Below are 24,526 nucleotides of genomic sequence, written 5' to 3'. Positions count from 1 at the left end.
ACATAAAGCCGTCTTTTTTTATCTATAGATTACTTTGAATATAGTTGATAATGTCTAATAGGTGTGGTAGTCTTCAATAAACTGCAATAAAAATTTTGCGGATCGCTGACCGCGGAGGAGCGGAGAGAGAATGAAAGAGAGTAAATGCAAGGTATTCCTTTTGTCGGGGTTTCTTGGCAGCGGAAAGACGACGCTGCTTAAGCATCTCCTTGAGACGCACCCCGAGGGGGAGCGGATCGCCGTTCTGATGAACGAATTCGGCAAGGCCGGAGTCGACGGCGACGTGGTGCGCAAAAACGGCCTTGAGATTATCGAGATCAGCCGCGGTTCGATCTTCTGCGCCTGCGCAAAGGGTGATTTCCTGCGCGGCCTCTACACGATACTTAAGGACTATCAGCCGACGATCCTGCTTGTCGAGGCGAGCGGCGTCGCCGACACCACCGATATGAAAAAGGACCTGTCCCACGGGATGCTCCATGACTATTATCAGATGGCGGGCAATATCTGTGTGATCGACGCGGTCCATTTTGAGGATTGGCTCGACCTCTTCAACGCCGTCATCCGCCAGACGGAGGCGGCGACCGATCTCATCATCAACAAGACGGACCTGGTTTCCGCCGAGGAGGCGGATGCCCTTGAGGCGCATCTGCGGCAGCTCAACCCCGCGGCGCGTATCACGCGGGCCGCCTTCGGCAACGTCCCCTGGGAGATATTCCGTCCCGCGGCGGAGGCCGAAGAGAAGACCGAAGAGATTCCTGAGATGGCGGAGTGGGAGAAGTTCATTGACGATACGCTCAGTAATATGACGCCCCACATGGCTCCGCCGGACAATCTCGCCTCGCTCAGCGTCTTCTGGGAGGGCGATCCGGAAAAGTTCAAAGAGGTGCTGGAGAAACTGCCCGACGATATCGTGCGTTCAAAGGGTTATTTCATCGATACTGACGGACGGTGGAAGGTGTTTGACATCGTCGGCAGCGGCAGACCCGTCTATTCTGCGGCGGCGGAGGATTTCAGCCAGCCGCGCAACCTCGCGATCTTCATCAGAAGAAAGCGGGCAAGGCGTGAAATTCCCGGACTCTTCCAGGATGCGGGGATAAAACTGCTCGAACTGCGTTTCTAGGTTTACCGCAGAGATAGATAGAAAGGCGCGGCTCCCCTTGGCAGGCGGAGCCGCGCTTCTTATTCCTTCCAGCGTACCAGCCTCTTCTCGGCGAAGCTCAGCAGCGCGTTCAAGAGGCTGACGACGACACCGATGAGGATTATTCCCGCGATGACGTTGGTGTAGTTGGCGTAGTCGGAATAATTTTTTATGAAGTATCCGAGGCCGCTGGAGGCTCCCATCATCTCCGCCATCGTCAGCAGCAGGAAGGAGGTCGAGAGCGTCACGTGCAGTCCGGACATGATGCCTGGGAATAGATAGGGCAGCATTACACGGAAGATCATCTCCCTTGGCGAGAGCCCCAGGGCGCGCGCCGAATCGGCGATACGCCTGTCCATCGCGGCGACGCGGTTGATTATCCCCATGAATGTGGGCCAGAAGATTCCGAGAATTATTATCAATGCCGCCGCGCTGCGGAAGGTCGGCATCACCGCCACGGCGTAGGGGCTGTAGATTATCGGCGGCACCGGGCTCAGCACCTTGGCGACCGGCAGGAAAATGTCGCGCAGGAACGGCACCCGGCCGACGGCGAGGCCGAGAACGACACCGGATATGAGGGCGGACGACATGCTGAAGCCGAGCAGCGTAAGTGACGAAAAAACGCCCTTGAGCATGAGCGCGCGGCAGTCGGCGAAGACCTCGAATACTTCGTCCGGCGGCGGCAGCAGGATGGGGTTGGCGATCTTTAGGTTGACCGCCGCGAGCTCCCAGGTGAAAAGGATTATCAGTATCAGCGAGGTTATCACGGAGAGGGCCGCGCAGCGCCGCGGTTCGCGGTATATCCTTATCAGATAGACGGCCTCGATTAGCGCGAGGGCAGCAAGGAACATACGGCAGTCGGCGAGCGAGCCGCTGTGGTTGTGGAGGACCAGCGCCGTCAGCGCCGCGAAGATAAGCTGGGTCGCTGGCAGCGCGCGCCTCATCCCGCCCTCTCCCTCTCCCCGCGGGTCTCGTAAAAGAGCTCCGCGAGGCTGTTGGCGAGCGAGAAATATTCCGGCGTGCGCAGGATTTCGTTTTTCGCCCTCGGGTAATCGAAGGGTACCGCCGCCTCGCGGCAGATGCGTCCCCCGGCCATAAAGAGTATTCTTTCCCCGAGCAGCACCGCCTCGTCGACGTTGTGGGTGACGAAGAGGACGGTTCGGTGACGCTCCGTTTTTGCCAGCTCCATCACAAGGGCCTGCAGCGAGCCGCGCATCTGCGGATCAAGCGCGCTGAAGGGTTCGTCGAAGAGCCAAATGGCGGAGTCCATCGCCAGTGCGCGCGCGATGGCGGCCCGCTGGCGCATACCTCCCGACAGCTGGTGGGGATACTTTCCGCGGCTCTCATAGAGCCCCACCTGTGCCAGATAGCCGTCGGCGCGCTCCAGCGCCGCCTTTTTCGCCAGCCCGCGCGAGTGCTCGATACCGAAGGCGACATTTTGCCGCGCCGTCATCCAGGGAAAAAGCGAGTAGTCCTGAAAGACGATCGCCCTGTCGGTTGCCGGCCCGCGCATCGGTTCACCTTCGATCTTTATTGAACCCGAGGAGGGATCGAGAAGGCCCATGAGAAGGCTGAGCAGCGTGCTCTTGCCGCAGCCGCTGTGTCCGAGGACGCAGACGAATTCTCCGCGCCGCACGCGCAGCGAAAGACCACGGAGGGCGGGGCTCTCCGTGGCGTAGCTGAACGATATGTCGTCAGCTTCGATTGCGTATCTCTCGTCCATCAGAGGTTGTTGACCGTGAACTCCCTGTCCATCCTTTTGAAGGAGGCGTCCTTGGGATAGCGCTTGAGCATCTCGTCCAGCGCCGCACGGTAGATTGAGGCGTCGATATTGTTCGTGATCTCTTTTTTAGGATTTTTCGGAAGATCGCCGTTTTTATCCATAATTTCATAAAAGTCCCTGATACGGTTGACCGCGGGGTCCATCGTGATCACCATGACGTTTGAATATAGACAGTATTTTACATAGTCCTCCGGCTGCCCCGAGTATTCCATGAGTTTTTTGACCGCCGTACCGGGGTCGTCCATCATGAGCTTATAGGCGCGCAGGTTGGCGATCTGGAATTTCACGAGCGCGCCGCGTTTGGAATCATAGACGGCGCGCGAGGTGGTCTGGCGGCAGCATACCGCGTTTGGCGCGATGCCGCCGATGTTGAAGGCGACGGCGAGCCCCCTCTTCTCGGCGATGAGGCCGAAGCCGCTGTTGACGAAACCGATGTCGACGATGCCCTTGGAGACGGCTTCAATGATCGACTGGAAGCCGTCGATGCGGATTATCTCCACATCCTTCTCAAGATCCAGCCCCGCCTCGCGCATCTTCGCCTTGGCGATCATGTGGCCGGTCTCCGGGCGGTGGACGCCGATCTTCCTGCCTTTGAAGCTTTTCATATCCTTGTACTTGCCTTTGTTTTGCGGCAGAGTTATTCCCTGGCCGCCCTCGGCGATTGTGCCGCCGTAGATGACGAGGTCCGCGCCTTTGGCGATGAAGGTTAGCGAGGGGATTATTCCGAGCGGCAGGATGTCGAGCTTGCCCATCTGTACGGCGGTGACGCCCTCGTTGAGATTCGATATCTGTTTTATCTCGACGTCGAGCCCCTCGTCTTTGTAGTATCCCATCTGGTGCGCGAGCACCACCATCGCCGGCTTGATGCTGCTGCCGGTATTGCCGACCGTGAGTTTCTCGGCGGCATCTGCGCCGCCTGTCTGGATGAGCGCCGCAAGAGTGAGAATAAATGTCAAATAAAGAAGTTTCTTCATTATTTGGCCACCTCCTTTTTGTCGTCGTAATAGGGGCAGTCTTCTTTCAGGCATTCGTTGTTGAACTTGCTGTAGGCGCATTTGATCTCGTTTGGTATCTCAAGGTCGACGGAGAGTTTCTCCGCGAGATATCCTTTCATGTAGGCGAGGGCCGCGAAGGTGTTTCTTTTGCAGCAGCGAGGGCCGCCCATATCCGCCATCTTTTCGAGCGCGCCGGCGGTCGCGTGGTTGCAGAGTCCCCACGTCTCTCTTGACAGAGGGGTGGTGCCGGTCTGTACGCTCATGAAGATACCGCAGCCGACGGCGGCGCCGCAGGCCCCGTAGAGGCCGCAGAAGGCTGGCAGCACGTTTTTCGCGCGTGCGGCAACCTCAGCCATTTTCTTCTGATATATTTCCGGGGGCGTGCCCTCCTTTACGCAGACCGCCGTCAGCAGCACCGCTGGGACCAGGTAGTGATGCGCGAAGTTGTGCATGGGGAAATTCACGTCGTCCATGACCTCGGAGATTATCTCCAGCGGTTTTCTCCCCGCTGGAGCGTTGTAATAGGCCAGACATCTCTCCGTTATGACTTCAAAACTTCTTTCATTGCCGCAGTTTGCCGCCATTTGACTCATCTCCCGTTTTTGTTTGCCTGTTATTTACATGCCGTCCTCGATTTTATCGGGAATGGCGTTCGCCAGCCGTTCTATTTTGGCCATGTAATCAAGCAGAGTTGACTTCCAGAAGACGAGGCAGATACGCCCCTCCTGGGTTATCTCATAGATACGTTTGGTCTGGAGCGGATTTTCCGTCTCCAGACGCGAAGCGAGCAGCCCCGCCTCCTCCATCTTTTTCAGCGTGCGGTAGAGTCCGGTGGGGTCTATGCTGCTGTAGTCCATAATGTCGCTTTTGTAGAGCCTTTTTAATATTGAAAAGCCGTGCATAGGCTCTTCATTTAAAAGCAGAAGAATTGAGGGTTGAATGAATCTTTCCAGAAAGGAGCCGCGGCAGGCGCATTTTTTCATATTGTTTGACCTCATCTTATATTAGATATTGTCTAATATAATATCAGGCCCGCCCATTTTTGGAAAGCTATTTTCTAATACGCGCAAAAAGATTTTTCGTTTGTTTACCTCTGCTGTAATCATCAGGTGCGGTGCCCGTCTTGTTGAAAAATATGGAAAAAATTATCTCGCTGTGCTATTCTAAACAAATGTTAGCCACTGGCTCTAACGAAAATATCTGGGGAGGAAATTTGTAATGAAAAAAGGCATTTTGCTCGCGCTGCTGCTTGTAATGGCTTTTTCGGCCTCGGCTTTTGCCCTGGCTCCGATCAAGCTTGAGGATCAGAAACCGGTATTTATCTATGTCGGCCCCGTCGCCGACGGCGGGTACAACTACATGCACGACCTTGGCCGTCAGGCAATGGAGAAGGCCAACCCCGGAGTGAAGGGGTCGATAGTCGAGTCCGTTCCCGAGGGACCGGACGCTGAACGCGTCATGGAGACGGCTATCCGCAACGGAGCGAAGGTTGTTTACGCAAACTCCTTCGGCTATATGGACCACGTCATCAACGTCGCAAAGAAGTATCCCGACGTCTACTTCAACCACTGCTCAGGCTATAAAGTCGCCCCCAACGCCAGCACATATTTTGGCCGTATGTACCAGCCGCGCTATCTTTCAGGCATCGTCGCGGGCAAGGCTACGAAGTCCAACCTCATCGGTTTTGTCGCCGCCTATCCTATCCCTGAGGTCATCCGCGGCATCAACGCCTTCACGCTCGGTGTGCGCAAGGTGAACCCACAGGCAAAGGTCAAGGTCGTCTGGATTTACACATGGCATGACCCGGCAAAGGAAAAGGAGGCCACAAAGGCCCTCTTCGACGCTAAGTGTGACACAATAGCGATGCACGCCGATACCGGCGGCGCGCCGCAGGCCGCGGAAGAGCTCGGCATGTGGGTCGTCGGCTACAACTACCCGATGGACAAGTACGCGCCGACGCGCCACCTCGTAACCCCCGTATGGAACTGGGGCAAATATTACGACTACTCCACAAAGGCGATCGCCAACGGTACCTGGAAGTCGCAGCAGGTGTGGTGGAGCATGAAGGACGGTATGGTAGACCTCTCGAAGTTCGGCAAGGATGTCAAAGAGGATACGAAAAAACTCGTCGCGGCGGAGAAGCAGAAGATCCTTGACGGCAAGTGGGACGTCTTCACCGGCCCGATCAAGGGACAGGACGGTAAGGTCGTAGTGCCGCAGGGCAAAAAGCTCAGCGACGGAGAGATGCTTTCGATGAACTGGTTCGTCGAGGGTGTTGAGGGAACGATTCCTAAATAAAAATTCCGTTTAATAGATAAAAAATCCGGCCTTTCGGGGCCGGATTTTTTATGGTTTTGAATTGGCGGCGACGCCTTAATATCCGAATCTGTTTCCGCCGCGCTGGGGCTCCGCCATACAGCAGTAGGCCACTAAAATTATGTTGAGCGCCGGGAAAAACGCCGCCAGTGCCCACCAGCCGCTTTTGTCCGTATCATGCAGGCGGCGTACCGTCATCGCCAGGACCGGCACAATGGCGGCGACGCCGTAGATGTAACTTAAAGTGCCGAATATCGGCAGCAGGCGGCTCAGCATCATAAGGACGGCTCCGATGATTATGTTTATCGCGATCGCCTGCCAGTAATCGTTTCGCGACGTCCGCCCCTCAAATATGAAGTAATTGGCGAACATCTTTTTATAGGAATATATGAAATCTTCCATCTTCAATTCCTCCCCGGATCTTATATTCGTATGACGATTCTAGCCGAATATATCGGAGAGCACCCTCTCAACCTGCCTATTTTCCTGCGGTAATCCTACGGAGATGCGTTTTTACCGACGTATAAAGAAATGGCTCGTATCAGTTGCCGCGGAGATAATCTCCCGGTATGATACGAGCCTGTAAGGAATAAATTGACGCTTAGCTTTTTAGGCGGTTGGCTGATACTCTGAAAATGCTCTGTTAAGGATACGTATGCAGGAGTACATCGCCGCCGCGCCGATGATGATGCAGATCCAGTTTATCCACATTCCTACACCAATGGAGAATACGAGCGAACCTGAGGCGCCGAGTATGCAGGCGGTAAATACCTGGCGATCGATCTTCTGGCCGCTTTCGCTGAATCCAGGCAGCAGGTCTCTTTCGGCGCTGTCACGGCAGATGAAAAGAGATACGGAGACAGTCAGCACAAGTGAGACTGCCACGCCCCAAACGACGGGTAAGGGCAGCTTCATGTTAATGGCTGCTACTGCCATAATGCCGCCCGATATTATTCCTGCGAGGCAGCCGTTTTTTGTCGCTTTTTTCCAGAACATGCAGGACATGAGCGGGACAAAGAACGCCGAAGAATAGACATTGAATCCCATTCCCATTATTGCTACGATACCTTTTACTTTGAGAACGAAAAATATGGAAAGTGCGGCGATGATGAAGTTAATGACGCGGCAGTATAAAAGTTTCTGCTTTTCCGTTGTATTTTGAGAAAGTGATGGTTCTACGATATCGACCATCACGCAGAGGACTGAGGTATTAAGGTTGGAGTCGATCGTGGAGATGGTCATGGCGAGGGTGGCTGCGATAAAGAGACCAACCAGGCCGGCTGGCAGAATTCTTGAAACGAGGGCGAGTATGACGCCGTCTTTATTTGAAGCGACGACGGAGGGTTCGATGAGCATTGCCGCAGTAAGACCAAAGAAAATGACCAGCCCGGCAAGCAGGGTACAGAAGGTAAAGCCGAGCATACTTCCCTTGACGGCAGTCTTCTCGTCTTTAGCGGTTATAAATCGTGTCAGATGGTTTACGTCGCAGCAGGCGGCCAGCACGCCGCTTAACAGATAACCCAGCCACCAGATATTCGGCCTCAGGGAGAAGTATTGTTCCGCATTCAAAGCATTGTGAATCGCCGTGGGTGTTGCCCCGCCATATATTATGAGCATCGCCGGAACGACGATAAATATGAGCGGCGTCATTATCAGCCATTGCAGCACGTCATTGTGGACGACGGAGACTAATCCGCCGAGCGTTGTGTAGATGATGGTTATCGTCATTCCGATAATGAGTGAAGCTTCAAATGTGAGTCCGTATTTGTTAAATAACAGGTGGATGAGCAGCCCCACAGCCGCCATGTTTCCGCTCATTATCGACAGCGCCAGCCACGCCCCGCCAAGCCCAGACAGTTTTTTCAATAGGGGGCTGTCGAATCTTCTCAAGAAAAGGTCACCCGAGCTGCGTATATCTATAATATTGGAGCATTTTTTCAGCTTACGCGCGATGCCGGAGAGAATAGCCCCCCATGCCCCAAGGCTGTAACATTGACTGGAGATGAGGACTCCGGTTCCGTTGACGTAAGCGCCCGCGCTGTATCCCATCAGGGCTCCCGAGCCCTTCATAGTTGCCCCCTGTGTACAGAGGGTCGAGAATATGCCAAAAGATTTTCCCCCCAGCAAAAAGTCATTGCTTTGTTTTGCCTTTCTGCTCCAGTAGATACCGTTGCCGATAACTGCCATAAAGTATATAACTATCACCGCAATATCAAGATTCTTAACGACTAAATAATCCATAAATTCACTTCCTCTCGGTTTTTTTGCCTTTATTTCAGGAAACAATAAACCAACAGTATATCTCTGTAGAGATATATGATCTGTGTTATATAGTGTTTTATAAATATAGAATTATCTCTTGATGAAGAATCCGTCTGCTAGCTCGTCCTCCTCCTGCTGGATGAGCCAGTTGAAGCCTGTTATATAGGAACGTCCCTTTATGTAGGGTATGACGGTATCAAACTCACCTACTTTAGGGCCTGGTTCATATGAACCGTTGAAGATACTGCCGGTGACGCCGGCATGATCAAACCATACGCCGGGAGCGAGCTGGCGTTTGTCTGCCAGACAGGCTAGGCGCGCGCTGGTGCCCGTGCCGCAGGCGGAACGGGCAAGTTGCCCGGCGGCCCACGTTACCAGATTGCGTTTAGGCTCGCCCTGGGGAGCGTCAAGGGTGAATTCTGTGAGGATTATTTTATTCAGGGCCGGATTGGTCGGGTGTTGGAATGTTATTTGGTCGTTGACAGCGTCGCGGATTTCTATTCCGAGCGGGATCATCTTTTTGATCTCGTCGGGGTCGATGTTGAAGCCGAACTGGTCCGCTGGGACCATCGCCGTATAATTCCCGCCAAAGGCGATATCCAGCTTGACCTTCTGACAGGTGGAAGGAAGGGTTATCTCAACGTCTTTTTGCTGCACGAAGCAAGGAACGTTTTGCAGGATAACATCTCCGACTACGCCGTCTTTTACCTCGACTTTGACCTTCACCAGCCCAGCAGGCGCCTCTAACACGACCTCGGTATAGGGCTCTTTTTTCTTTATCATACCGAGATCGATCAATGTGCGGGAGACACCGATGGAGCCGTGCCCGCACATTGACACGCTGCTGTCGCTGTCCATAAAGACTATTCCGTAATGCGCTTCCGGATTTACGGGACGTGTCAGGAGGGCGCCGAACATATTGTCATGTCCGTGAGGTTCCCACATTACAAAACGGCGAAAATCATCGTGGTTTTCTTTGAAATCAAGCCAGCGGTCGGCGAAAGTCTCCCCTTTGAGAAGCGGTCCGCCGCCAACGATGATCCTTGTCGGCGCTCCGCTGGTATGTGTATCTACTACTGCCGCCATACGTTTTGCGTTCATAATTTTATACCTCCCTGTATTAATATCAGTCTGCCTTGGATGCGGTATTAAACTTTACCGGCGAGACTCCGGTCAGCTTCAAAAAGGTCCGTGAAAAATGGCTTTGATCCGCGAACCCGAGTTCATAGGCGATGCCAAGCAGCGACTCGCCGCGAAGTATCAAATCCTGCGCCCTGTTTACGCGAAGCTGCGTAATATAGGCGTGAGGAGACATTCCCGCCTCCTGCTTAAATAGCCTGGTAAAGTGAAAAGGGCTCAGATTAACAACTTTTGATAATTCTTCGATGCTAATGGAGGACATATAGTTATCTTCCATATATCTCATTATCTGTCTTATATACGGGGAACTTACTTGAAAACGCAGAAGGACATTTTTTGAGATCTCAGAGAGCATAGTTTCAGAGAGATGTCTCATGGCGTTGATCTCATAGGAATCACCGCTTTCAATATTCCTCTGTTCGCTGACGAACTTTTCCCACAGGCTCTTATCGGATATCTTCGAAACGGTGTTTTCCGCCTCTTTTATCTTGGCGAGGAGAGAACTGTCGAGGAGATTTTCGTTTATCGTTGCCGTCCTGTAGTAACAGGCATCGTCTATATGGGCCAAATCGACCATATGCGGAATATTATGACCGATGATCAATATTTCCCCAGGGTGTAGAATCACGGTCCCGTTATGAAATGAGATCGGCAGACTGCCGTCTTCCAGCGCGCTCATCGTAAAGGTGTTGTGAAAATGAGGCTTGGGGAGATTATCTCTCTGCAAATCGTCGGCAGATGCCGCGGCTAAGAAACGTATGTCGTCACTAAGATGAGATCTCCAGTAACGCTTAATGATTTTTTTTAACTGTGAAGAACGTTTCCCAGCCATTTTATGATCCCTCCAGATATTAAAATTCCGCGAAAAATGATAACGAACATTTAGGTCCCGCAATGATGCCACAGAACCTAAATGCAGTTATCGTTCTTTTATCTGATCTCCTCCAGCAGCGAATGCAGAGCTTTCATAACAGTTGTTTTACGCGCCTCATATTCGGCCTTGCGGTCTGTATCGGGTGGAGCGAGGGGATGGGGGATGGCGTCGCCGTGGATGATCCTGTTGCTTCCAAAGGTATGCGCTATCGGGTCGATCGCTGTGATATGTGCACAGGGGATGCCTGAACGTTCGATTTCTTTGGTGATCGCTGCTCCGCAGCGTGTGCAGGATCCTCAGGTGGAGACCATAATCGCGGCGTCAACGCCCGCTTTATTCAGCTTTTCCGCAATTGACCGTCCGAAGGCCTCACCGTTCAATAAAGAGGCACCGGTCCCGGATGTACTGTAGAAAAACTCATGAACACTGCCAATCTCTCCATTTGTTTCCAGCTCTCTCAGGACATCAAGGGGTACGATCCTGTTGGGATCTTCATAAGCAAAGCTGGTATCATATCCGCCGTGAACGGAGACGACCTTGCCCTTCTCAAGGGCATTGAGCCCTTCCATTGAGTATACTCCAAATTTTGTCGCGGCGGACCCCTCTATGCGGTCAGGATTCCCAGCTGGTACCATTCCGCCGGTCGTGAGCAGAGCGACAGTAGCTTTACTCATATCTTTGATGCAGGGTGCGGGGTCGACCTTCTCAGGAATCGGCTGTATATACTCCGAGATGAATTCCTCCCCGGCCATTTTTTTAAGAAGCATATCTACGGCACGTTTACCGCCGCATTCTTCAAGTCGAAAGTTTTTCCGAAACCCTCTGTGAAAGTAACCATTCTCATCGGCGCCGTTTATTGGCTCTTTATTGAGAAGCTTTCTGGCCAGGCGCGTCATTTTCTCCAGGGCGTTTTTCATATCGCGCGCGGAATCTCCGGTCTTGATGATAAAGACGTCGCTGCGGAACATCTCCACGGCGGGGCTCTCGACGTTCATTCCCGCTATGCCGGGGATGCAGAGAACCTTCGCAGCCTCCTTAATAACGTTCCCGCAGGCGAGGCCGTAGCGTCCGGCATAAAACGATGGGCCGGCGATAACGATATCTGGCTGGAATTCCTCAAGAGCGCCGTCAAACATCTCCAAAACCTGTCCGGTATGTGTGGCAAAATAGTTGTCTCCGCAGATGAAGGTGGCGACCACCTCTGCCTCTCCATGGAAGAGGTTATTCAGCTGGAGCCCGGGTCCGACCGCGCCTTTTTTGATTTCAGGCTCATAGTCTGCCGCATCCTCTCCGCCGACGCCGGCAAAGAACTGGTTTATGTAATGCAGAATTTTATATGTCACTATACAGGCACCTCCCTACATCCATTTGGCGGAAAGATTGCAAAGCCCGGCCTGGGCGCAGGCGCCGGTCACGTGGATCATCTCCGTGTAGAAGTAATCAGCCTCCTCCGGCTGTCGCTCTATCGCCACATGAAGGATCTCCAGGCTGGCCTCGTTGCCGATAAAGGTATCCATCTTTTGAGGGATAGCCAATAACTCGTGTGTGTTCCCCACACTTACCATCGCACTGCACTCTTTTACCCAATCGGCCAGTCCGGGGCTTTTGCCGTCTCTGCCGCCAAGTTCATCGGAAATGATGACGGTTTTGACGCCGGCCTCTTCGAGATTTTTCACATTGAGCATAATATCCTCATCAGGATTCCCGTGTCCCTCTGTGACGAGTACGGCGCCGTCTGCTCCGAGCATTTTCGCGATTTTTGACGTAAAGAGCGAGTTGCGGATTTTCCCTGGCAGTGTCAGGACCTCGTTATGTACGATCACGCCGAGGAAGCGCACGGATTTTCCGTGTAGTTTATAGAGTTCTTCGACCGCAGGTGCGTTTTGTATCTCATACATGTACTGTTTATCCGAACATACGGTATTATGCGAACCTACGAATGAGACAAGCGCGCCGTCCAGTATCTCGTTGGGGTGAAGTATCGTTGGTATCATAGTCGCGCCGGCAAGCTGCCCGTAAATATAAAAATCTTTTATCAGCGGATTCTGCGCCAGCATCTGCATCACATAGACTACACCGGGGAGCGAGGGATCTGTTTCCGGAGTTTCATAAACTTTTACCTCGTCTGGCTCGTTGTCTTTGCAACGTTCGGCCAGATAGACGGCAAGGCGGAGGCCAGCCAATTTGCAGGCGTCGTCCACGGCCTGAGTGTCGTTTTTCTGTGCCTCTTCGTTTACCCGTACATTAACTACGAGATTGAACAGCCTTGAGAAGGGGCTATATTCGGCGGCCGGACCGGTCATATCGATGAATCCGCCGGTACGGCATACAGCGTTGGTATCGTTATTTTCCGTCACGACGACGGCCGCTCCTTTAAGGGCCAGCGTGCCGCCAGTACCAGCCTGCCTGAGCTCCCCAACAAAGCCGGGGAACATCGCCCCCTCTTCGCTAGTCTTACACCGGGGTTCTATCACATCTTTAACCGGCATGATGCGGACGCTTTCACCGGGACGTGCGATGTGAAGGGTGATATTCTCAATATAGGGATGTGTTCCGCAGGCTACGACAGCCTCTATCGGGTTAATATAAAGAACGCCGTCTGACACAGTCGTCTTTTTACCCCATTCAAGTCCCTTAATATTGAGGGTCTTAAAATCGAGTTTCAATGCATTCCCTCCTCTTAGTTGTGGTTGATGTGTATCTGTCTCCGGCCGGTCTTTACGACACATACTAAAGTTTATGAAAAAAATGATAAGGTAATTTTTGTGAATAATCTTGAATAATTTTGCTGTAAGTTTTGTGCTCTGACGAAAAACAAAAACGCAGCAAAATAATTCAATACTTTATATTCAGCTGCAAATAATATGGTCCCTGTCAAGAAAATATCCTTATGGAAGACAGAAGTACAGGTGAGGTGAAGATAAGATGAAGGTGGGAAAGCTGGTAGCCGTTGTAGATTCTCACACATGCGGTGAGCCGACGCGTGTCGTGGTTGGCGGGGCTCCGGTGCTTAAGGGGCGAAATATGGCGGATAAATGGAAAGATTTTCGGGAGAACCACAACAGTTTCAGGCGCTTTATCATGATGGAGCCTCGCGGACACTCCAATATGTTTGGAGCGATTATGGTGCCGCCTGTAATGGAGGGGGCGGATACCGGAGTGATATTCTGCGATACGGGCGGCAGCGTTTCAATGTGCGGACATGGATCTATCGGCCTGGCCTCAGCGATGGTAAATCTGAAGATGGTAACAGTGACGGAACCTGTTACGATGGTTGTTCTGGATACGCCGGCCGGCTTAGTCACGATATCTGTGGAGGTAGAGGATGGGGAGGCAGTCAGGGCGACACTGCGTAATGTTCCCGCCTTTGTTTATACCTCTGGTTGTTTGCTCCATATTCCGTCGCTTGCCAGGAGCGTCAAGATGGATATCTGCTTTGGCGGCAGTTTCTTCGCCCTCCTCGATGCGGAAGACTTTGGCTTCAATCTGACGCCCTCCGAAGCGGAGGCCATGAGTAAGTTAGGGATGGAGATACTTGATGAGGCAAACAGGCAATTTAAAGTGCAGCACCCGTTGATTCCGCAGAATAATAAGATTTTGCTGGTTGAATTTGGCCTCCATAAAGAAAATGAAAACGCAAGAAACTGCGTCGTTTTTGGCGCCTCTAATGTGGACCGGTCTCCGTGTGGTACCGGTACGTCAGCGAAGATGGCACTATTGGCGGCACAGGGAAAGCTCAAAGCCAACGAAAATTTTAAACATGAAAGTATAATCGGCACTGTATTCAACGGTCACTACACGGAGAAAGTCCAAGTAGGCGAGTTTGATGCTATTATCCCCTATATAAGCGGGGAGGCCAATATCACCGGTTTCAGCTGGCTCATAGAACAGAGCAGGGACCCGTTGCTGCCGGGGTTTTTGTTGAATTGATCGAAATATCAGTGACGTTTTTCAATATCCCCGGATGACGGCAGCCGTCATCCAGGGATATTTATCTTTTGTACCTTGGCGCCGTCTAGGCGAAAATTTCCTCAAGCACCCTCTCAACCTGCCTATTTTCCTGCGGTAATCCTACGGAGATGCGCATCACGCGTTCGCCGCGCAGCGAGAGGTGGCGCACGGCGATGCCGCCTTGGATGAAGGCGGCGGACAGCGGCTCGTATCTCTCCTGCGGGAAGATCATCACGAAGTTTGTCTGCGAGGGGATATGTTTTACGCCGAGGCGGAGCAGCAGGATGCAGAGCTTATCCCGCTCGCAGATGACCATTGTCCGCGTTCTCCGAAGACGCTCCACTTCGTCAAGCGCCGCGCAGGCTCCGGCCTCGGCTACGGCGGTGACGCAGTATGGTTCGCGCACGCGGTAAAGGCAGTCGAGCAGCCCGGGGTGCGCCGCCGCCCAGCCGATACGCAGCCCCGCGAGGGCGAATATCTTTGAGAAGGTGCGGCAGATGACGAGGTTGGGGAACTCTTCGAGGAGTTTGAAGGAGGCATCTCCGTCGGCGTCCGCGAAGTCAAGGTATGCCTCATCTAGGATCACGACGACCCTCCGCGGTATTTTTTTCAGCATCTCACGTACGGAGGCAGGCTCCGCCAGCGTACCGGTGGGGTTGTTGGGGTTGCAGAAGAAGAGCATCTTTGTCGCGGGGCCCACGGCGGCGGCGAAGTCAGCCGGCAGCTGGACGTATCCCTCGCCGAGCGGAACCGTTTTAACGGAGGCGCCGGCGATGAGCGCCGTTTCCGCGTAGACGCCGAAGGTGCACTCTCCGCAGACGACCTCGTCGCCTGGGTCTAGGAAGGCGCGTCCGAGCATCGTGAAGAGCCCGTCCAGACCGCCGGAGGTGATTATCTGTTCCGGCCTCAGAGAAAAGCGTGCGGCCAGCTTTTCGCGCAGAGAGGTATTGCGGCTGTCGGGATAGCGGTTGCCCTCTGCAAGCGCGTTTCGCATCGCCGTAAGGACGGACTCCGGCAGCCCCTCGTTATTTTCGTTTGCCGATACCCGTATCAGCGGATTCCCGCTGACCGAGGCGTCGTACGGCTCGAGGTCGCGGATCGCGGGGCGCGCCAGCGAGCGAAAAAGTTCCTCTATATTCTGCATTGTTTTATAGTCTCCTTTTTAAGGATTTACGGTGGCTATCGCTATCGCGGCCTTCACGGCCTCCTCCGTGGTGTCGTAACGGAACTCCGCCTCCGGCAGCAGCGGGCCGACCGCCGCGAAACGTCCCTTTCCGAAGGCCGCCTGCGCCTGCATGTCGCTTGCGGTATCGCCGAAAAATACGGGCGAAGAGACGCCGAGCCGGCGACAGAGTATTTCAAGGCCCTCCGGCGAGGGCTTCGTGATGCCGCTGTCGGAGTGTATTATCAGTTCGTCGGGAAAGTCGTTCCATCCGAGGCTATCTTTGGCTAGCTCCCATTCAAGACCGTTGCGCCCCGAATATATCGCCACCGGCAGACCAAGCTCCCGCCAATGTTTTTGTATCATCGGCCTTTCAAGCAGATGCAGTCCGCAGCCTTTCCCGCCATAAAGTTCGGCGCATAGCGCGCGCACCTCTGGGCGCGGAACGAGTGAGCCGTATCTGGCCGTTACCCATTGCGGGACGGGGGCGCGGTAGCTCTCCAGCTCGGAAAGCAGCCTTTTGGGCGAGGGCAGCGCCCGCGAGAGTAGTTTTTCCCCGCTTGCCGCCGCCATTGAAAGAAGCGTCCAGGCGATATCATAGTCGTCGTTGAAGGCTCCGTGACGTTTTAATACGCGTTCGTGTCCCGCGTTGTAGCCGGGAACGTCGGAGGCGCCGCCGCAGAAACGCTCCCAGCCGGTAGAGACGGCCTGCCGTATCACCTCGGGAAATGATCCGGTTACGTCGAGCAGCACTCCGTCTATATCGAATATAAGGGCGTCGGCCTTGAATTCTCTCTCCATATCTATTGGCTCCTTGATTTCGTTTGTCAGCCTCTCACAGTCGGTCTGCCGTTATATTATATGTTTTTGCCGGATTTATAGTGTTTCACATTTGCAAAAGCGGCAAACGAGTGCTATTATATAACCCGCTTACAAAATTATCAAGCTATCACTTTAATTAAGTAAAATGATAGCTGAAGGGATGAAGATGATGAACAGAAATCCGAAGGGGTGTAATAACATTGGCGGAGCGATCGCGGCCAATATGGAGTATTGCAGGGGTGCGGCGATGCATCTTTTTTCCCTTTACGGATACCATCCTTTCAGCCCCGCGGAGTTTCAGCTGGTTGAGGATGTGTGGAGCAAGATTTCACCGGCGCGCGCGCGCCGGCTCATTCCGATGATGTCGCCGCTCGGCGAGCCCTGCGTGCTGCGCGGCGACCTTACGCTCTCGGCGGTCGCCTATCTCGGCAGCCACCACGCGCGCAGCGAAAGGCCGCTGCGCCTCTCATACGCCGACCGGGTCTTTGCCGTGCCGCTGCCTCCGAAGTACAACCTTGAGGAGAATCAGGTCGGCGTCGAGCTGATCGGCTGGGAGGACTCCGGAGCCGACGCGGAGACGGCGGGCCTGCTTCTGCGCACGCTCGACCTGCTGAGTATCGAGCGTTCGGCGCTGGTGCTTGGCGACGTCTCCGTACTTGCCGGCATCCTCGGCGGGCTTCCCGAAAGCTGCGCGGGAAAACTTATCGAGGCTCTGCAGGAAAGGGCTTACACAAAATATAACGCGCTGCTTGACGGATTCGAACTTTCGGAAGATAAGACGCGTCTGCTTCGGCGGCTGCCCACGCTAAAGGGTGACGTTGCGGTGCTGGGCGAGGCGATGGGTCTGTTTGACGATCCCTCGGTGCTGATGCCGCTTAAACGTCTCTGCGACAGCCTCTGTAAGCTCGGCTACGCGGAGCGGCTGCGTGTTGACCTGAGCTTTGTGCGTGATCTCGGCTACTACAGCGGCCCTATCTACAACGCCTATTCGGCGGCGGACGGCGTCCTGCTAGGCGGCGGCGGCCGTTATGACGGGCTGCTCGCGAAAGAGGGGATCGAGGGACAGGCCGCTGGCTTCGCGCTTAACCTGAAGGAGCTTGCCGCGCACTGCGCCTCTCCCGCCCCCGCGCCGCTGATGATGCTCTGGGGCGGCGGCTGCGATAATTCGGAGGCGCTGCGCTACGCGGACGCGCTTTCAAAGAAGGATACCGCCTTTGAGCTGAGCTGGACGAAAGACAGGGAGGAATCTCTTTCGACGGCCTCTCTGCGCGGATACAAATGGTGGATCGACCTGGGCGGCAGAAAGGTGACTCTGCTTCCCCGCGGCGGTGAAATATCATTGAACAAGTTTGAATCGGAGGTACTCTCATGCTGACATTCGCACTTCCCACGGGGCGCTCGCTTGACAGCTGCGTGGACATTCTGGCGCGCGCGGGACTGCCCACCGCGAAGCTGAAAGAGGCGGGGCGCAATCTGGTGATCGAGGAGGCCAGCTTCCGCTATCTGTTGTCGAAGCCATCCGACGTCCCCGCGATGGTCCACTATGGCGCGGCTGATTTGGCGCTTGCCGGAAACGACGTGATAGAGGAGGCGGGCATCGCGCTTACCGAACTGCTCGACACCGGCAGAGGGCGCTGCGTGATGGCGGTCGCGGGTCCCGGAGAGATGGCGGAAAAATTCGGCGGACATGTCTCCGGACTCATGGGGCTCAAGGTTGCGACGAAGTATACGCGCCTCGCGGAGAAGACCTTCGCGGAATGGGGCGTTCAAATAAAGCTGCTGAAACTCAACGGTTCGGTGGAGCTTGCCCCGGCGCTCGGCCTCGCGGACTGTATCTTCGACGTTGTGCAGACGGGAAGTACGCTGAAGGCTAACGGCCTGCGCGTGATAAAGGAGACGATGCCCGTCTCGCTGCGTCTCGTCGCCGGTATCTCTTCAGTGCAGCTTCGCTGGAACTCACTCTTTGGCGTCGTGGACGCGATAGAGGAAGCGGTGAGGGCGGCATGATGGAGGCGAAGATATCGCGGAACACTAAAGAGACGCGGATAGAGCTTCTGCTGAGTAATGATAAAAGGGAACGCTCGCTTGACATCGGCTGTGGTTTTCTCTCGCATATGCTGGACCTGCTCTGCCACCGTGCGGCGCTGGGTGTCAGTATAAAGGCTCGCGGGGATATCGAGGTCGACTATCACCATCTTTCGGAGGATATCGGCATCGCGATGGGGCAGGCGCTGAGGAAGATCGCCGGCGCCGCGCCGATACGCCGCTACGGCTCCGCGCTCCTGCCGATGGATGGTTCGCTCGCGCGTGTGGCGCTGGACTTCAGCGGCCGCGGCGGCCTCTGGTGGCGGGGTGAATTTCCCTCCCAGAGGTGCGGCGATTTTGATATGGAACTGGTTCCCGAGTTCTTTACCGGTTTTGCGCGCGAGGCGGGGCTGACGCTTCACATCGCGCTGCTGGAGGCAGATAACTCACACCACGCCGCGGAGGCGGTTTTTAAGGGGGTAGGGCTGGCGCTTAAAGAGGCGCTCGTCCCCGCAGAGGTCGACCCCAGCACAAAGGGGCTCTGGTTATGATAATCCTGCCGGCGATAGACCTATATGACGGCAAAGTGGTCCGCCTCACGCAGGGCGACTATTCGCGGCGGCGCGAATATCAGCTCTCGCCGGTTGAGGCGGCGAAGGGATTTATGGCGGCGGGATGCGCCCATATCCACGTCGTCGATCTTGAAGGGGCGAAGGAGGGGGTGCCTAAGCACCTGAAAGAGCTCTCCGAAATAGCGGCTCTTGGTTTCTTTGTCCAGTATGGCGGAGGGCTGCGCAGCGCCGAGTCTGTGGCGTGCGCGTTAGAGGCCGGCGCGGACCGCGTGATGGCCGGCAGCCTGATCTTTAAGGATATGGAGCGGGCCTCCGAACTGAGCGCGCGCTTCGGCGAAAAAATAATGGCCGCCGTGGATCTCCGGGGCGGCAGGGTCGTACACTCCGGCTGGCTTGAGAGCACGGCGCTCGACGCGGCGGAGGCGGTAAATCGGTTATCCGGGATGGGCTTTTCCTCCTTCCTTGTGACCCAGACGGAGCGCGACGGGATGATGGCGGGGACTGACGCCTCAGTATATGAGGCGCTAGCGGCCCGCGGCCGTTTTATCGCCGCCGCCGGCGGCGTGACGGATCTTCATGACATCCGCGCGCTTGCCGCGGCGGGCGTCGACGCGGCCGTGATCGGAAAAAGTCTCTATGAGGGTGGCATAACGCTTGCTGAGGCCATGAAAGCCTGCTCCGAATAGATAAAAAAGAGGAAAATATAAATGACAAAAATAGACCTTTCATTGATAAAGTTTGACGAAAAGGGGCTCGTTCCCGTCGTTGTCCAGGATGTTGCCACCGCCGAGGTGCTGATGACCGCCTGGGCGAACGCCGAATCGCTCGCCGAGACGGCGGAATGCGGCGAGATGGTCTTTTGGAGCCGCTCGCGCGGCGAACTATGGCACAAAGGAGAGACGAGCGGCAGCCGTATGTGCCTGCGTGAGCTGCGGATCGACTGCGACGGAGATACGCTGCTCGCGCTCGTTGAGCCGCTGGGCCCCGCCTGCCACACTGGTGAGCGCAGCTGCTTCTACCGCAGCCTCTGCGGTGAGGCCGATTCGACGGAGGCGACATTCCTGGGGCGCCTCTGGCGTTATCTCAACGTCAGGAAAGACGACGACCCGCAGGAGAGCTACACGGCGCGCCTGCTGCGGTCAGGACTCTCGCGTGTGGCGCAGAAGGTTGGCGAAGAGGGCGTTGAGACGGCACTAGCCTGCGCCACGAAGGACCGCGGCGGCTTCCGCTATGAGGCGGCCGACCTGCTCTACCATCTGCTTGTCGCCTGTATCGCGGCTGAGGTGCCATTTGATGAAGTATTGCGGGAGCTTGCCTCGCGCCACAAGGGAGCGGAGAGGCAATGATCGCGGTCATTGATTACGGCGCTGGAAACCTCAAGAGTGTGAAAAACGCTCTCGACAGCCTCGGCGCGGCGAACATGAGGGCCTCCACCGCAAAGGAGATACTGCTTGCCGACGCGGTGATCCTGCCTGGCGTCGGGGAGTTCGGGAGCGCGATGGCGGAACTCGAACGCCGCGGCATCAAAGAGGCGGTCAGAGAGGCTGCGAAGAGCGGACGTCCGCTACTGGGGATCTGTCTCGGCATGCAGCTGCTCTTTGAGGCTAGTGAAGAGAGCCCGAAGACGGAGGGGCTTGGTGTCCTGCCGGGACGCGTGCTGCGCTTCCCGCCGGAGATGGGGCTTAAAATACCGCACATGGGCTGGAACTCAATCGCGCCGCTGAGGGAGAGCCGTCTGCTCGCGGGGCTGCCGCGCGGGCCGTACATGTATTTTGTACACTCGTTTTACGTAAAGGCGGCTGAACGCAGCGATGTGAGCGCCATAGCGGAATACGGCCTCATCTTCGACGCGGCGGCGGAACGGGATAATATATTTGGATGCCAGTTTCATCCCGAAAAGAGCGGTACGGCGGGGCTGGCGATATTAAAAAATTTCATTGAACTTACGAAGGGAGAATAAGATAAAATGTTTGCGAAAAGAATAATACCATGCCTTGATATAAAAGACGGACGGGTCGTCAAAGGGGTAAATTTTGTCGGTCTGCGCGACGCGGGCGATCCCGTGGAGTGCGCCAAGGCCTATGAAAAGGCGGGTGCCGACGAGATCGTATTCCTTGACATCACCGCCACCAGCGACGGCCGCAAGACCGTCGTCGACCTTGTGCGCCGCGTCACCGCCGAGGTCTTTGTCCCCATCACCGTCGGCGGCGGTATCAGGAGCGTGGACGACATCCGCGAAATACTGCGCGCCGGCGCCGACAAGGTTTCGCTGAACTCGGCGGCGGTGGAAAACCCCGCGCTCATCAGCGAAGCGGCAAAGGTATTCGGCAGTCAGTGCGTCGTCGTGGCGATCGACGCGAAGCGCAAGGGCGACGGCTACTGGGAGGTCTACACCGCAGGCGGGCGCGTACCGCGTCACATGGACGCCTTCTGCTGGGCGGTGAAGGCCGAGCAGCTAGGAGCGGGAGAGATACTGCTTACAAGCATGGACCGCGACGGCACGAAGGCCGGCTATGACCTAGAGCTTACGGAGCTAATTTCCTCCTCCGTGAACATCCCCGTCATTGCCTCCGGCGGCGCCGGCGAGTATCTCCACTTCTACGAGGCGCTGACGCGCGGCCGCGCCGACGCGGTGCTCGCCGCCTCGCTCTTCCACTTCAACGAGATACCGATCCCCGCGCTGAAGGATTATCTCGCGGGCAAGGGCATTCCCGTGAGAAAGAGCGCGGAGGCGCGGCACGTCCCCTATGAAATGTCGCCGGAGGAAGTTAATTTCTTTGGTATCTGCGGCGAAGCGTAACTAAGCGTAAATCGGCGTTTATAAGCACGATTTGCGTCATAACTTCGGGCTCTGGCATCCTCACCGTATAAAGATACGGCTCCGGTACCAGAGCCCAAAGTTATTTAGCAACTCGCACTTCTAAACGCCGATTTCCTTCGGATAGGGAAAGCGGTAAATAGCGGTTTACCAAAGATTTTGGCTCCCTCATTGAGGGAGCTGGCTCGGCGATGTTTTTTCGCCGAGACTGAGGGAGAGTTGACCTTAGGTTCTTCCGCGGCTTTTGCCGCGGGCTCTGTTTTGCGCGGTTTCCGCGCCAAACAGAGCAACACTCCTTCCGTCAGCCGCCAAAAGCAGGCGGCCGACACCTCTGATGTAACTACCAGCCGAATCGCACGAAATCAAAGATTTCGGCTCTCTGGCCGCCTCGGAGAGGGCGGCTGTAAGGGCAAAGTCAAAAGCTAAACCGCTATTTACCTCTTTTTCTACCCAAAGGAAATCGGCGTTTAGAAGTGCGAATAACGAAATGATTGGGGGTTTGGCAAGCGGAGGCGCACTAAATAAAGTGCGGTGAGCATTGCCAAACCCCCAGTCATGAAGTTAGTCGTGCTTATAAACGCCGATTTATCAGATGTTGCGCCAGCGCTTAAAACCTTTGCCCACCACCTCGTTGGCTTCGGTGACCACCATGAAGGAGCTGGGGAAATGCTCGGCGAGGAATCGCTTGAGCTCCACCACCTGGCGCGGCATCAGCAGACACATGATCGTGAAGCCGTCGCGGCGTTTGTAGCCGCCTTCGCTTGAAAGCAGCGTACAGCCGCGGCCGAGTCTTTTGTTGATGAACTCCACCACCGCGTCGGTGTTTGAAGCGACGATGAAGACGAGGCGGCGTTTGTCGAAGGAGGCAAGCACGCTGTCCATCGTCATGCCGCAGATGTAGCAGGAGATGAACCCGTACATCACCTTTTCAAGGCCGATGATGCTGAAGGAAACGGCGAGTATTACCATATTGAAGTAGAAGCTGAGCCGCCCGACCTCCATACCGTAACGCTTTTTAAGTACGGAGATCGCGATGTCGAGACCGCCTGCGCTTATGCCCTCGCGGTAGAGCAGGCCGATGCCGAGCCCTTTGATGACGCCGCCGGCCACCGCTACCAGAAAGATGTCGTCCATTATCGGGAAGTTGATGGTCTGGAGTATGTCGAGTACCGCGGAGAGCACAAAGGCGTTTATGACCGTCCAGATAAGGAAGCGTTTAGAGAGCGTTCTCGCGCCCCACGCAAGCAGGATTATGTTCAGAACGAGCAGCACGTAGGCGGGGTTCAGCCCCAGAGTATACTTGAGCAGCACCGCGATGCCCATGACGCCCTGGTCGGCGAATTTATAGGGTATCGTGAAGCCAACTACGCCCACCGCGTAGATCACAATGGCCGCCATCGATATCAGCAGAGTCTTCCACTCCGAAAAGAAGAGCAGCTGTGCCTTTCTATAGAGGTGTTTCCATTTTATCTCTTCGATCATATGTTCCATTTTTTATTCTCCTCATTGGGTTCTTGCTGCCCTTATTATATCTGATTTACCGCTTTTATTTACTATCGCCGGCCGTTTTTTACAATCCGTAGTTTCACTATAAATAAAATTATAGCTTCCGACAATTAAGGTAACGCATGCTGTGATAAAATGTACTGTGAAAATCAATTTGGCAGGAGGAATAGAAATGGCGGCACCTATGCAGATAAGCCTCGAAGAGATCATCTCAATGCTTCTTCAGCGCGTTGAGTCTCTCTCCGCGAGCGACGAGAACAGCAAAACGAAACAGAACATCATAAACCGGGTCCTTTACAAAAAGGGCATACTCACGGACGATGACATCCTTGAATCCGTGAAGGACGAGTATCGCATGCTCAAGGAGCTGGGCGTGATACAGGCCGAGCCTGACGATGCTATGTATAAGACGATCACCGACGGCATCCTTCAGTGGATCAAGGGCGACGTCGACGGCATAAAACAGTCGATGGCCGATTACGAAAAGAAGCTTCAGGAGTACGCCCGCGAAGAGGCGGCGAAGAAGCCGAAGATCGAAGTGGCCGGCGCGAACGTCCTGAACCAGCTCGATGCGGCGGCGGGTAAGAAGGGCGGCAAGCTCATCATCTAAAATCGGCGTTTATAAGCACGATTTGCGTCATAAAACGGTGGCTCCGAATCCTACGGCAAAGGCATCCGAATGCCGCGGCAATATGGATAATTTGAAAATGTCCCCGCCCTGTGGCGGGGACATTGCCTTATGTCGTGAGTTAGCCCTAGAGCCACTGGTCTCCGGCTCAGAGGCCGGCGCGACAAGGCAGGGGCACACGGCGGCTTTTGCCTCAATATGCTGGACGATAAACCGCAATTTATCTTCTCCCCACTCGAAGCTAAATCGTTATTTACATCTTTTCCTACCCGAAGGAAATCGGCGTTTAGAAGTGCGAGTTGCTAAATGAAACGGGGGCTCCGATACCGGAACCGTATCTTCATACGGTGAGGATTCGGGGCCCCCGTTTTATGACGCAAATCGTGCTTATAAACGCCGATTTATTAGGGCAGCGGCCCATCCCAGAACCGCGGCACCCCGATGGTGTAGCCTACCGTGAAGCCGCCGTCGTCGTCGTATACGAAGACCAGCTTGCCGCTGAAATTGTTCGTCGGGACGGAGAGCGCAAGACCT

At 55.0% G+C, this 24,526-nt stretch carries 25 protein-coding genes; 11 read left to right on the top strand and 14 right to left on the bottom strand.

Annotated features, from left to right (window positions below; translation table 11 throughout):
- The first annotated feature begins 130 nt into the window (after nucleotides 1-130).
- A complete protein-coding gene (locus tag BED41_RS14890) occupies nucleotides 131-1,120 on the top strand; it encodes a CobW family GTP-binding protein (RefSeq protein WP_066748131.1) in 990 nt (329 codons plus the stop codon).
- 59 nt (nucleotides 1,121-1,179) lie between these two features.
- Here BED41_RS14890 and BED41_RS14885 read toward each other — a convergent pair whose 3' ends face one another.
- The 5 genes from BED41_RS14885 to BED41_RS14865 are packed head-to-tail and all read right to left on the bottom strand — an operon-like array spanning nucleotide 1,180 to nucleotide 4,899.
- Nucleotides 1,180-2,082, bottom strand: a complete 903-nt coding sequence (locus BED41_RS14885; RefSeq protein ID WP_066748121.1) for an ABC transporter permease — start codon at nucleotides 2,080-2,082, stop codon at nucleotides 1,180-1,182.
- Nucleotides 2,079-2,861 carry an ABC transporter ATP-binding protein gene (locus BED41_RS14880; protein ID WP_066748117.1) on the bottom strand — a complete coding sequence of 261 codons (783 nt, stop codon included), beginning with the start codon at nucleotides 2,859-2,861 and terminating at the stop codon, nucleotides 2,079-2,081. The genes BED41_RS14885 and BED41_RS14880 overlap by 4 nt, the downstream gene beginning before the upstream one ends.
- On the bottom strand, nucleotides 2,861-3,895 hold the full coding sequence (locus tag BED41_RS14875) for an ABC transporter substrate-binding protein (protein WP_066748115.1): 1,035 nt from the start codon (nucleotides 3,893-3,895) through the stop codon (nucleotides 2,861-2,863). Before BED41_RS14875 ends, BED41_RS14880 begins: the two co-directional genes overlap by 1 nt.
- Nucleotides 3,895-4,500 (bottom strand): DUF5714 domain-containing protein, encoded by a 606-nt coding sequence (locus BED41_RS14870; protein ID WP_066748108.1) that lies wholly within the window; start codon nucleotides 4,498-4,500, stop codon nucleotides 3,895-3,897. Before BED41_RS14870 ends, BED41_RS14875 begins: the two co-directional genes overlap by 1 nt.
- A 33-nt stretch (nucleotides 4,501-4,533) precedes the next feature.
- Nucleotides 4,534-4,899, bottom strand: coding sequence for a PadR family transcriptional regulator (locus BED41_RS14865; protein ID WP_168160290.1), 366 nt, complete (start codon nucleotides 4,897-4,899; stop codon nucleotides 4,534-4,536).
- A 235-nt stretch (nucleotides 4,900-5,134) separates the two neighbouring features.
- On the opposite strand from BED41_RS14865, the gene BED41_RS14860 reads away from it, so the two are divergent.
- Entirely contained in the window at nucleotides 5,135-6,214 is a 1,080-nt protein-coding gene (locus tag BED41_RS14860; RefSeq protein ID WP_066748104.1) for a BMP family ABC transporter substrate-binding protein, read from the top strand.
- A 75-nt stretch (nucleotides 6,215-6,289) separates the two neighbouring features.
- On the opposite strand, the gene BED41_RS14855 is transcribed toward BED41_RS14860, so the two are convergent.
- The 6 genes from BED41_RS14855 to BED41_RS14830 form a co-directional block, all read right to left on the bottom strand.
- The gene (locus tag BED41_RS14855; protein ID WP_066748102.1) at nucleotides 6,290-6,634 is read right to left on the bottom strand and encodes a DUF805 domain-containing protein; all 345 of its coding nucleotides are present in this window, start codon (nucleotides 6,632-6,634) and stop codon (nucleotides 6,290-6,292) included.
- Between the two features lie 207 nt (nucleotides 6,635-6,841).
- Entirely contained in the window at nucleotides 6,842-8,473 is a 1,632-nt protein-coding gene (locus tag BED41_RS14850) for a sodium:solute symporter family protein (RefSeq protein WP_066748100.1), read from the bottom strand.
- A gap of 111 nt (nucleotides 8,474-8,584) precedes the next feature.
- Entirely contained in the window at nucleotides 8,585-9,595 is a 1,011-nt protein-coding gene (locus BED41_RS14845; RefSeq protein WP_066748097.1) for a proline racemase family protein, read from the bottom strand.
- Nucleotides 9,596-9,620: 25 nt separating this feature from the next.
- The gene (locus BED41_RS14840) at nucleotides 9,621-10,466 is read right to left on the bottom strand and encodes a helix-turn-helix domain-containing protein (RefSeq protein WP_066748095.1); all 846 of its coding nucleotides are present in this window, start codon (nucleotides 10,464-10,466) and stop codon (nucleotides 9,621-9,623) included.
- 98 nt (nucleotides 10,467-10,564) lie between these two features.
- Complete coding sequence (locus BED41_RS14835; protein ID WP_084002509.1) at nucleotides 10,565-11,851, bottom strand: glycine/betaine/sarcosine/D-proline family reductase selenoprotein B; 1,287 nt, start codon at nucleotides 11,849-11,851, stop codon at nucleotides 10,565-10,567.
- Nucleotides 11,852-11,866: 15 nt separating this feature from the next.
- Nucleotides 11,867-13,174, bottom strand: a complete 1,308-nt coding sequence (locus tag BED41_RS14830) for a glycine/sarcosine/betaine reductase component B subunit (protein WP_066748089.1) — start codon at nucleotides 13,172-13,174, stop codon at nucleotides 11,867-11,869.
- Nucleotides 13,175-13,433: 259 nt separating this feature from the next.
- Between BED41_RS14830 and BED41_RS14825 the strand changes: the two genes are divergently transcribed.
- Nucleotides 13,434-14,438, top strand: coding sequence for a proline racemase family protein (locus BED41_RS14825; protein WP_066748086.1), 1,005 nt, complete (start codon nucleotides 13,434-13,436; stop codon nucleotides 14,436-14,438).
- Nucleotides 14,439-14,523: 85 nt separating this feature from the next.
- Here the strand turns inward: BED41_RS14825 and hisC are convergent, their stop codons facing one another.
- Both hisC and BED41_RS14815 read right to left on the bottom strand, forming a co-directional pair.
- On the bottom strand, nucleotides 14,524-15,603 hold the full coding sequence (gene hisC / locus BED41_RS14820) for a histidinol-phosphate transaminase (RefSeq protein WP_066748082.1): 1,080 nt from the start codon (nucleotides 15,601-15,603) through the stop codon (nucleotides 14,524-14,526).
- 18 nt (nucleotides 15,604-15,621) lie between these two features.
- Entirely contained in the window at nucleotides 15,622-16,422 is an 801-nt protein-coding gene (locus BED41_RS14815; RefSeq protein ID WP_066748079.1) for an HAD family hydrolase, read from the bottom strand.
- 187 nt (nucleotides 16,423-16,609) lie between these two features.
- Between BED41_RS14815 and BED41_RS14810 the strand changes: the two genes are divergently transcribed.
- Genes BED41_RS14810 through hisF form a run of 7 tightly spaced genes read left to right on the top strand, consistent with a single transcriptional unit; the run spans nucleotide 16,610 to nucleotide 21,840 of the window.
- The gene (locus BED41_RS14810) at nucleotides 16,610-17,818 is read left to right on the top strand and encodes an ATP phosphoribosyltransferase regulatory subunit (protein ID WP_168160289.1); all 1,209 of its coding nucleotides are present in this window, start codon (nucleotides 16,610-16,612) and stop codon (nucleotides 17,816-17,818) included.
- Complete coding sequence (hisG, locus tag BED41_RS14805) at nucleotides 17,812-18,450, top strand: ATP phosphoribosyltransferase (RefSeq protein WP_066748073.1); 639 nt, start codon at nucleotides 17,812-17,814, stop codon at nucleotides 18,448-18,450. Before BED41_RS14810 ends, hisG begins: the two co-directional genes overlap by 7 nt.
- On the top strand, nucleotides 18,447-19,019 hold the full coding sequence (locus tag BED41_RS14800; protein ID WP_066748070.1) for an imidazoleglycerol-phosphate dehydratase: 573 nt from the start codon (nucleotides 18,447-18,449) through the stop codon (nucleotides 19,017-19,019). The genes hisG and BED41_RS14800 overlap by 4 nt, the downstream gene beginning before the upstream one ends.
- Nucleotides 19,016-19,726, top strand: a complete 711-nt coding sequence (locus tag BED41_RS14795) for a 1-(5-phosphoribosyl)-5-[(5-phosphoribosylamino)methylideneamino]imidazole-4-carboxamide isomerase (protein ID WP_066748067.1) — start codon at nucleotides 19,016-19,018, stop codon at nucleotides 19,724-19,726. The genes BED41_RS14800 and BED41_RS14795 overlap by 4 nt, the downstream gene beginning before the upstream one ends.
- Before the next feature lie 21 nt (nucleotides 19,727-19,747).
- Complete coding sequence (gene hisIE / locus BED41_RS14790) at nucleotides 19,748-20,386, top strand: bifunctional phosphoribosyl-AMP cyclohydrolase/phosphoribosyl-ATP diphosphatase HisIE (RefSeq protein ID WP_066748065.1); 639 nt, start codon at nucleotides 19,748-19,750, stop codon at nucleotides 20,384-20,386.
- Nucleotides 20,383-21,000, top strand: a complete 618-nt coding sequence (gene hisH / locus BED41_RS14785) for an imidazole glycerol phosphate synthase subunit HisH (protein WP_066748062.1) — start codon at nucleotides 20,383-20,385, stop codon at nucleotides 20,998-21,000. Before hisIE ends, hisH begins: the two co-directional genes overlap by 4 nt.
- 6 nt (nucleotides 21,001-21,006) lie before the next feature.
- On the top strand, nucleotides 21,007-21,840 hold the full coding sequence (hisF, locus tag BED41_RS14780) for an imidazole glycerol phosphate synthase subunit HisF (protein WP_066748060.1): 834 nt from the start codon (nucleotides 21,007-21,009) through the stop codon (nucleotides 21,838-21,840).
- A gap of 606 nt (nucleotides 21,841-22,446) precedes the next feature.
- Here the strand turns inward: hisF and BED41_RS14775 are convergent.
- Nucleotides 22,447-23,349: a YitT family protein gene (locus BED41_RS14775; RefSeq protein ID WP_066748057.1), complete on the bottom strand. Its 903-nt coding sequence runs from the start codon at nucleotides 23,347-23,349 to the stop codon at nucleotides 22,447-22,449.
- A gap of 187 nt (nucleotides 23,350-23,536) precedes the next feature.
- On the opposite strand from BED41_RS14775, the gene BED41_RS14770 reads away from it, so the two are divergent.
- The gene (locus BED41_RS14770) at nucleotides 23,537-23,974 is read left to right on the top strand and encodes a hypothetical protein (protein ID WP_066748055.1); all 438 of its coding nucleotides are present in this window, start codon (nucleotides 23,537-23,539) and stop codon (nucleotides 23,972-23,974) included.
- The last annotated feature ends 552 nt before the right edge of the window (nucleotides 23,975-24,526 follow it).

The sequence above is a fragment of the Cloacibacillus porcorum genome, assembly GCF_001701045.1.
GTDB classification, from domain to species: Bacteria; Synergistota; Synergistia; order Synergistales; family Synergistaceae; genus Cloacibacillus; species Cloacibacillus porcorum.
Note: the sequence above shows the minus strand (reverse complement) of the source record. Positions and strands in the feature narration are given on the sequence as shown.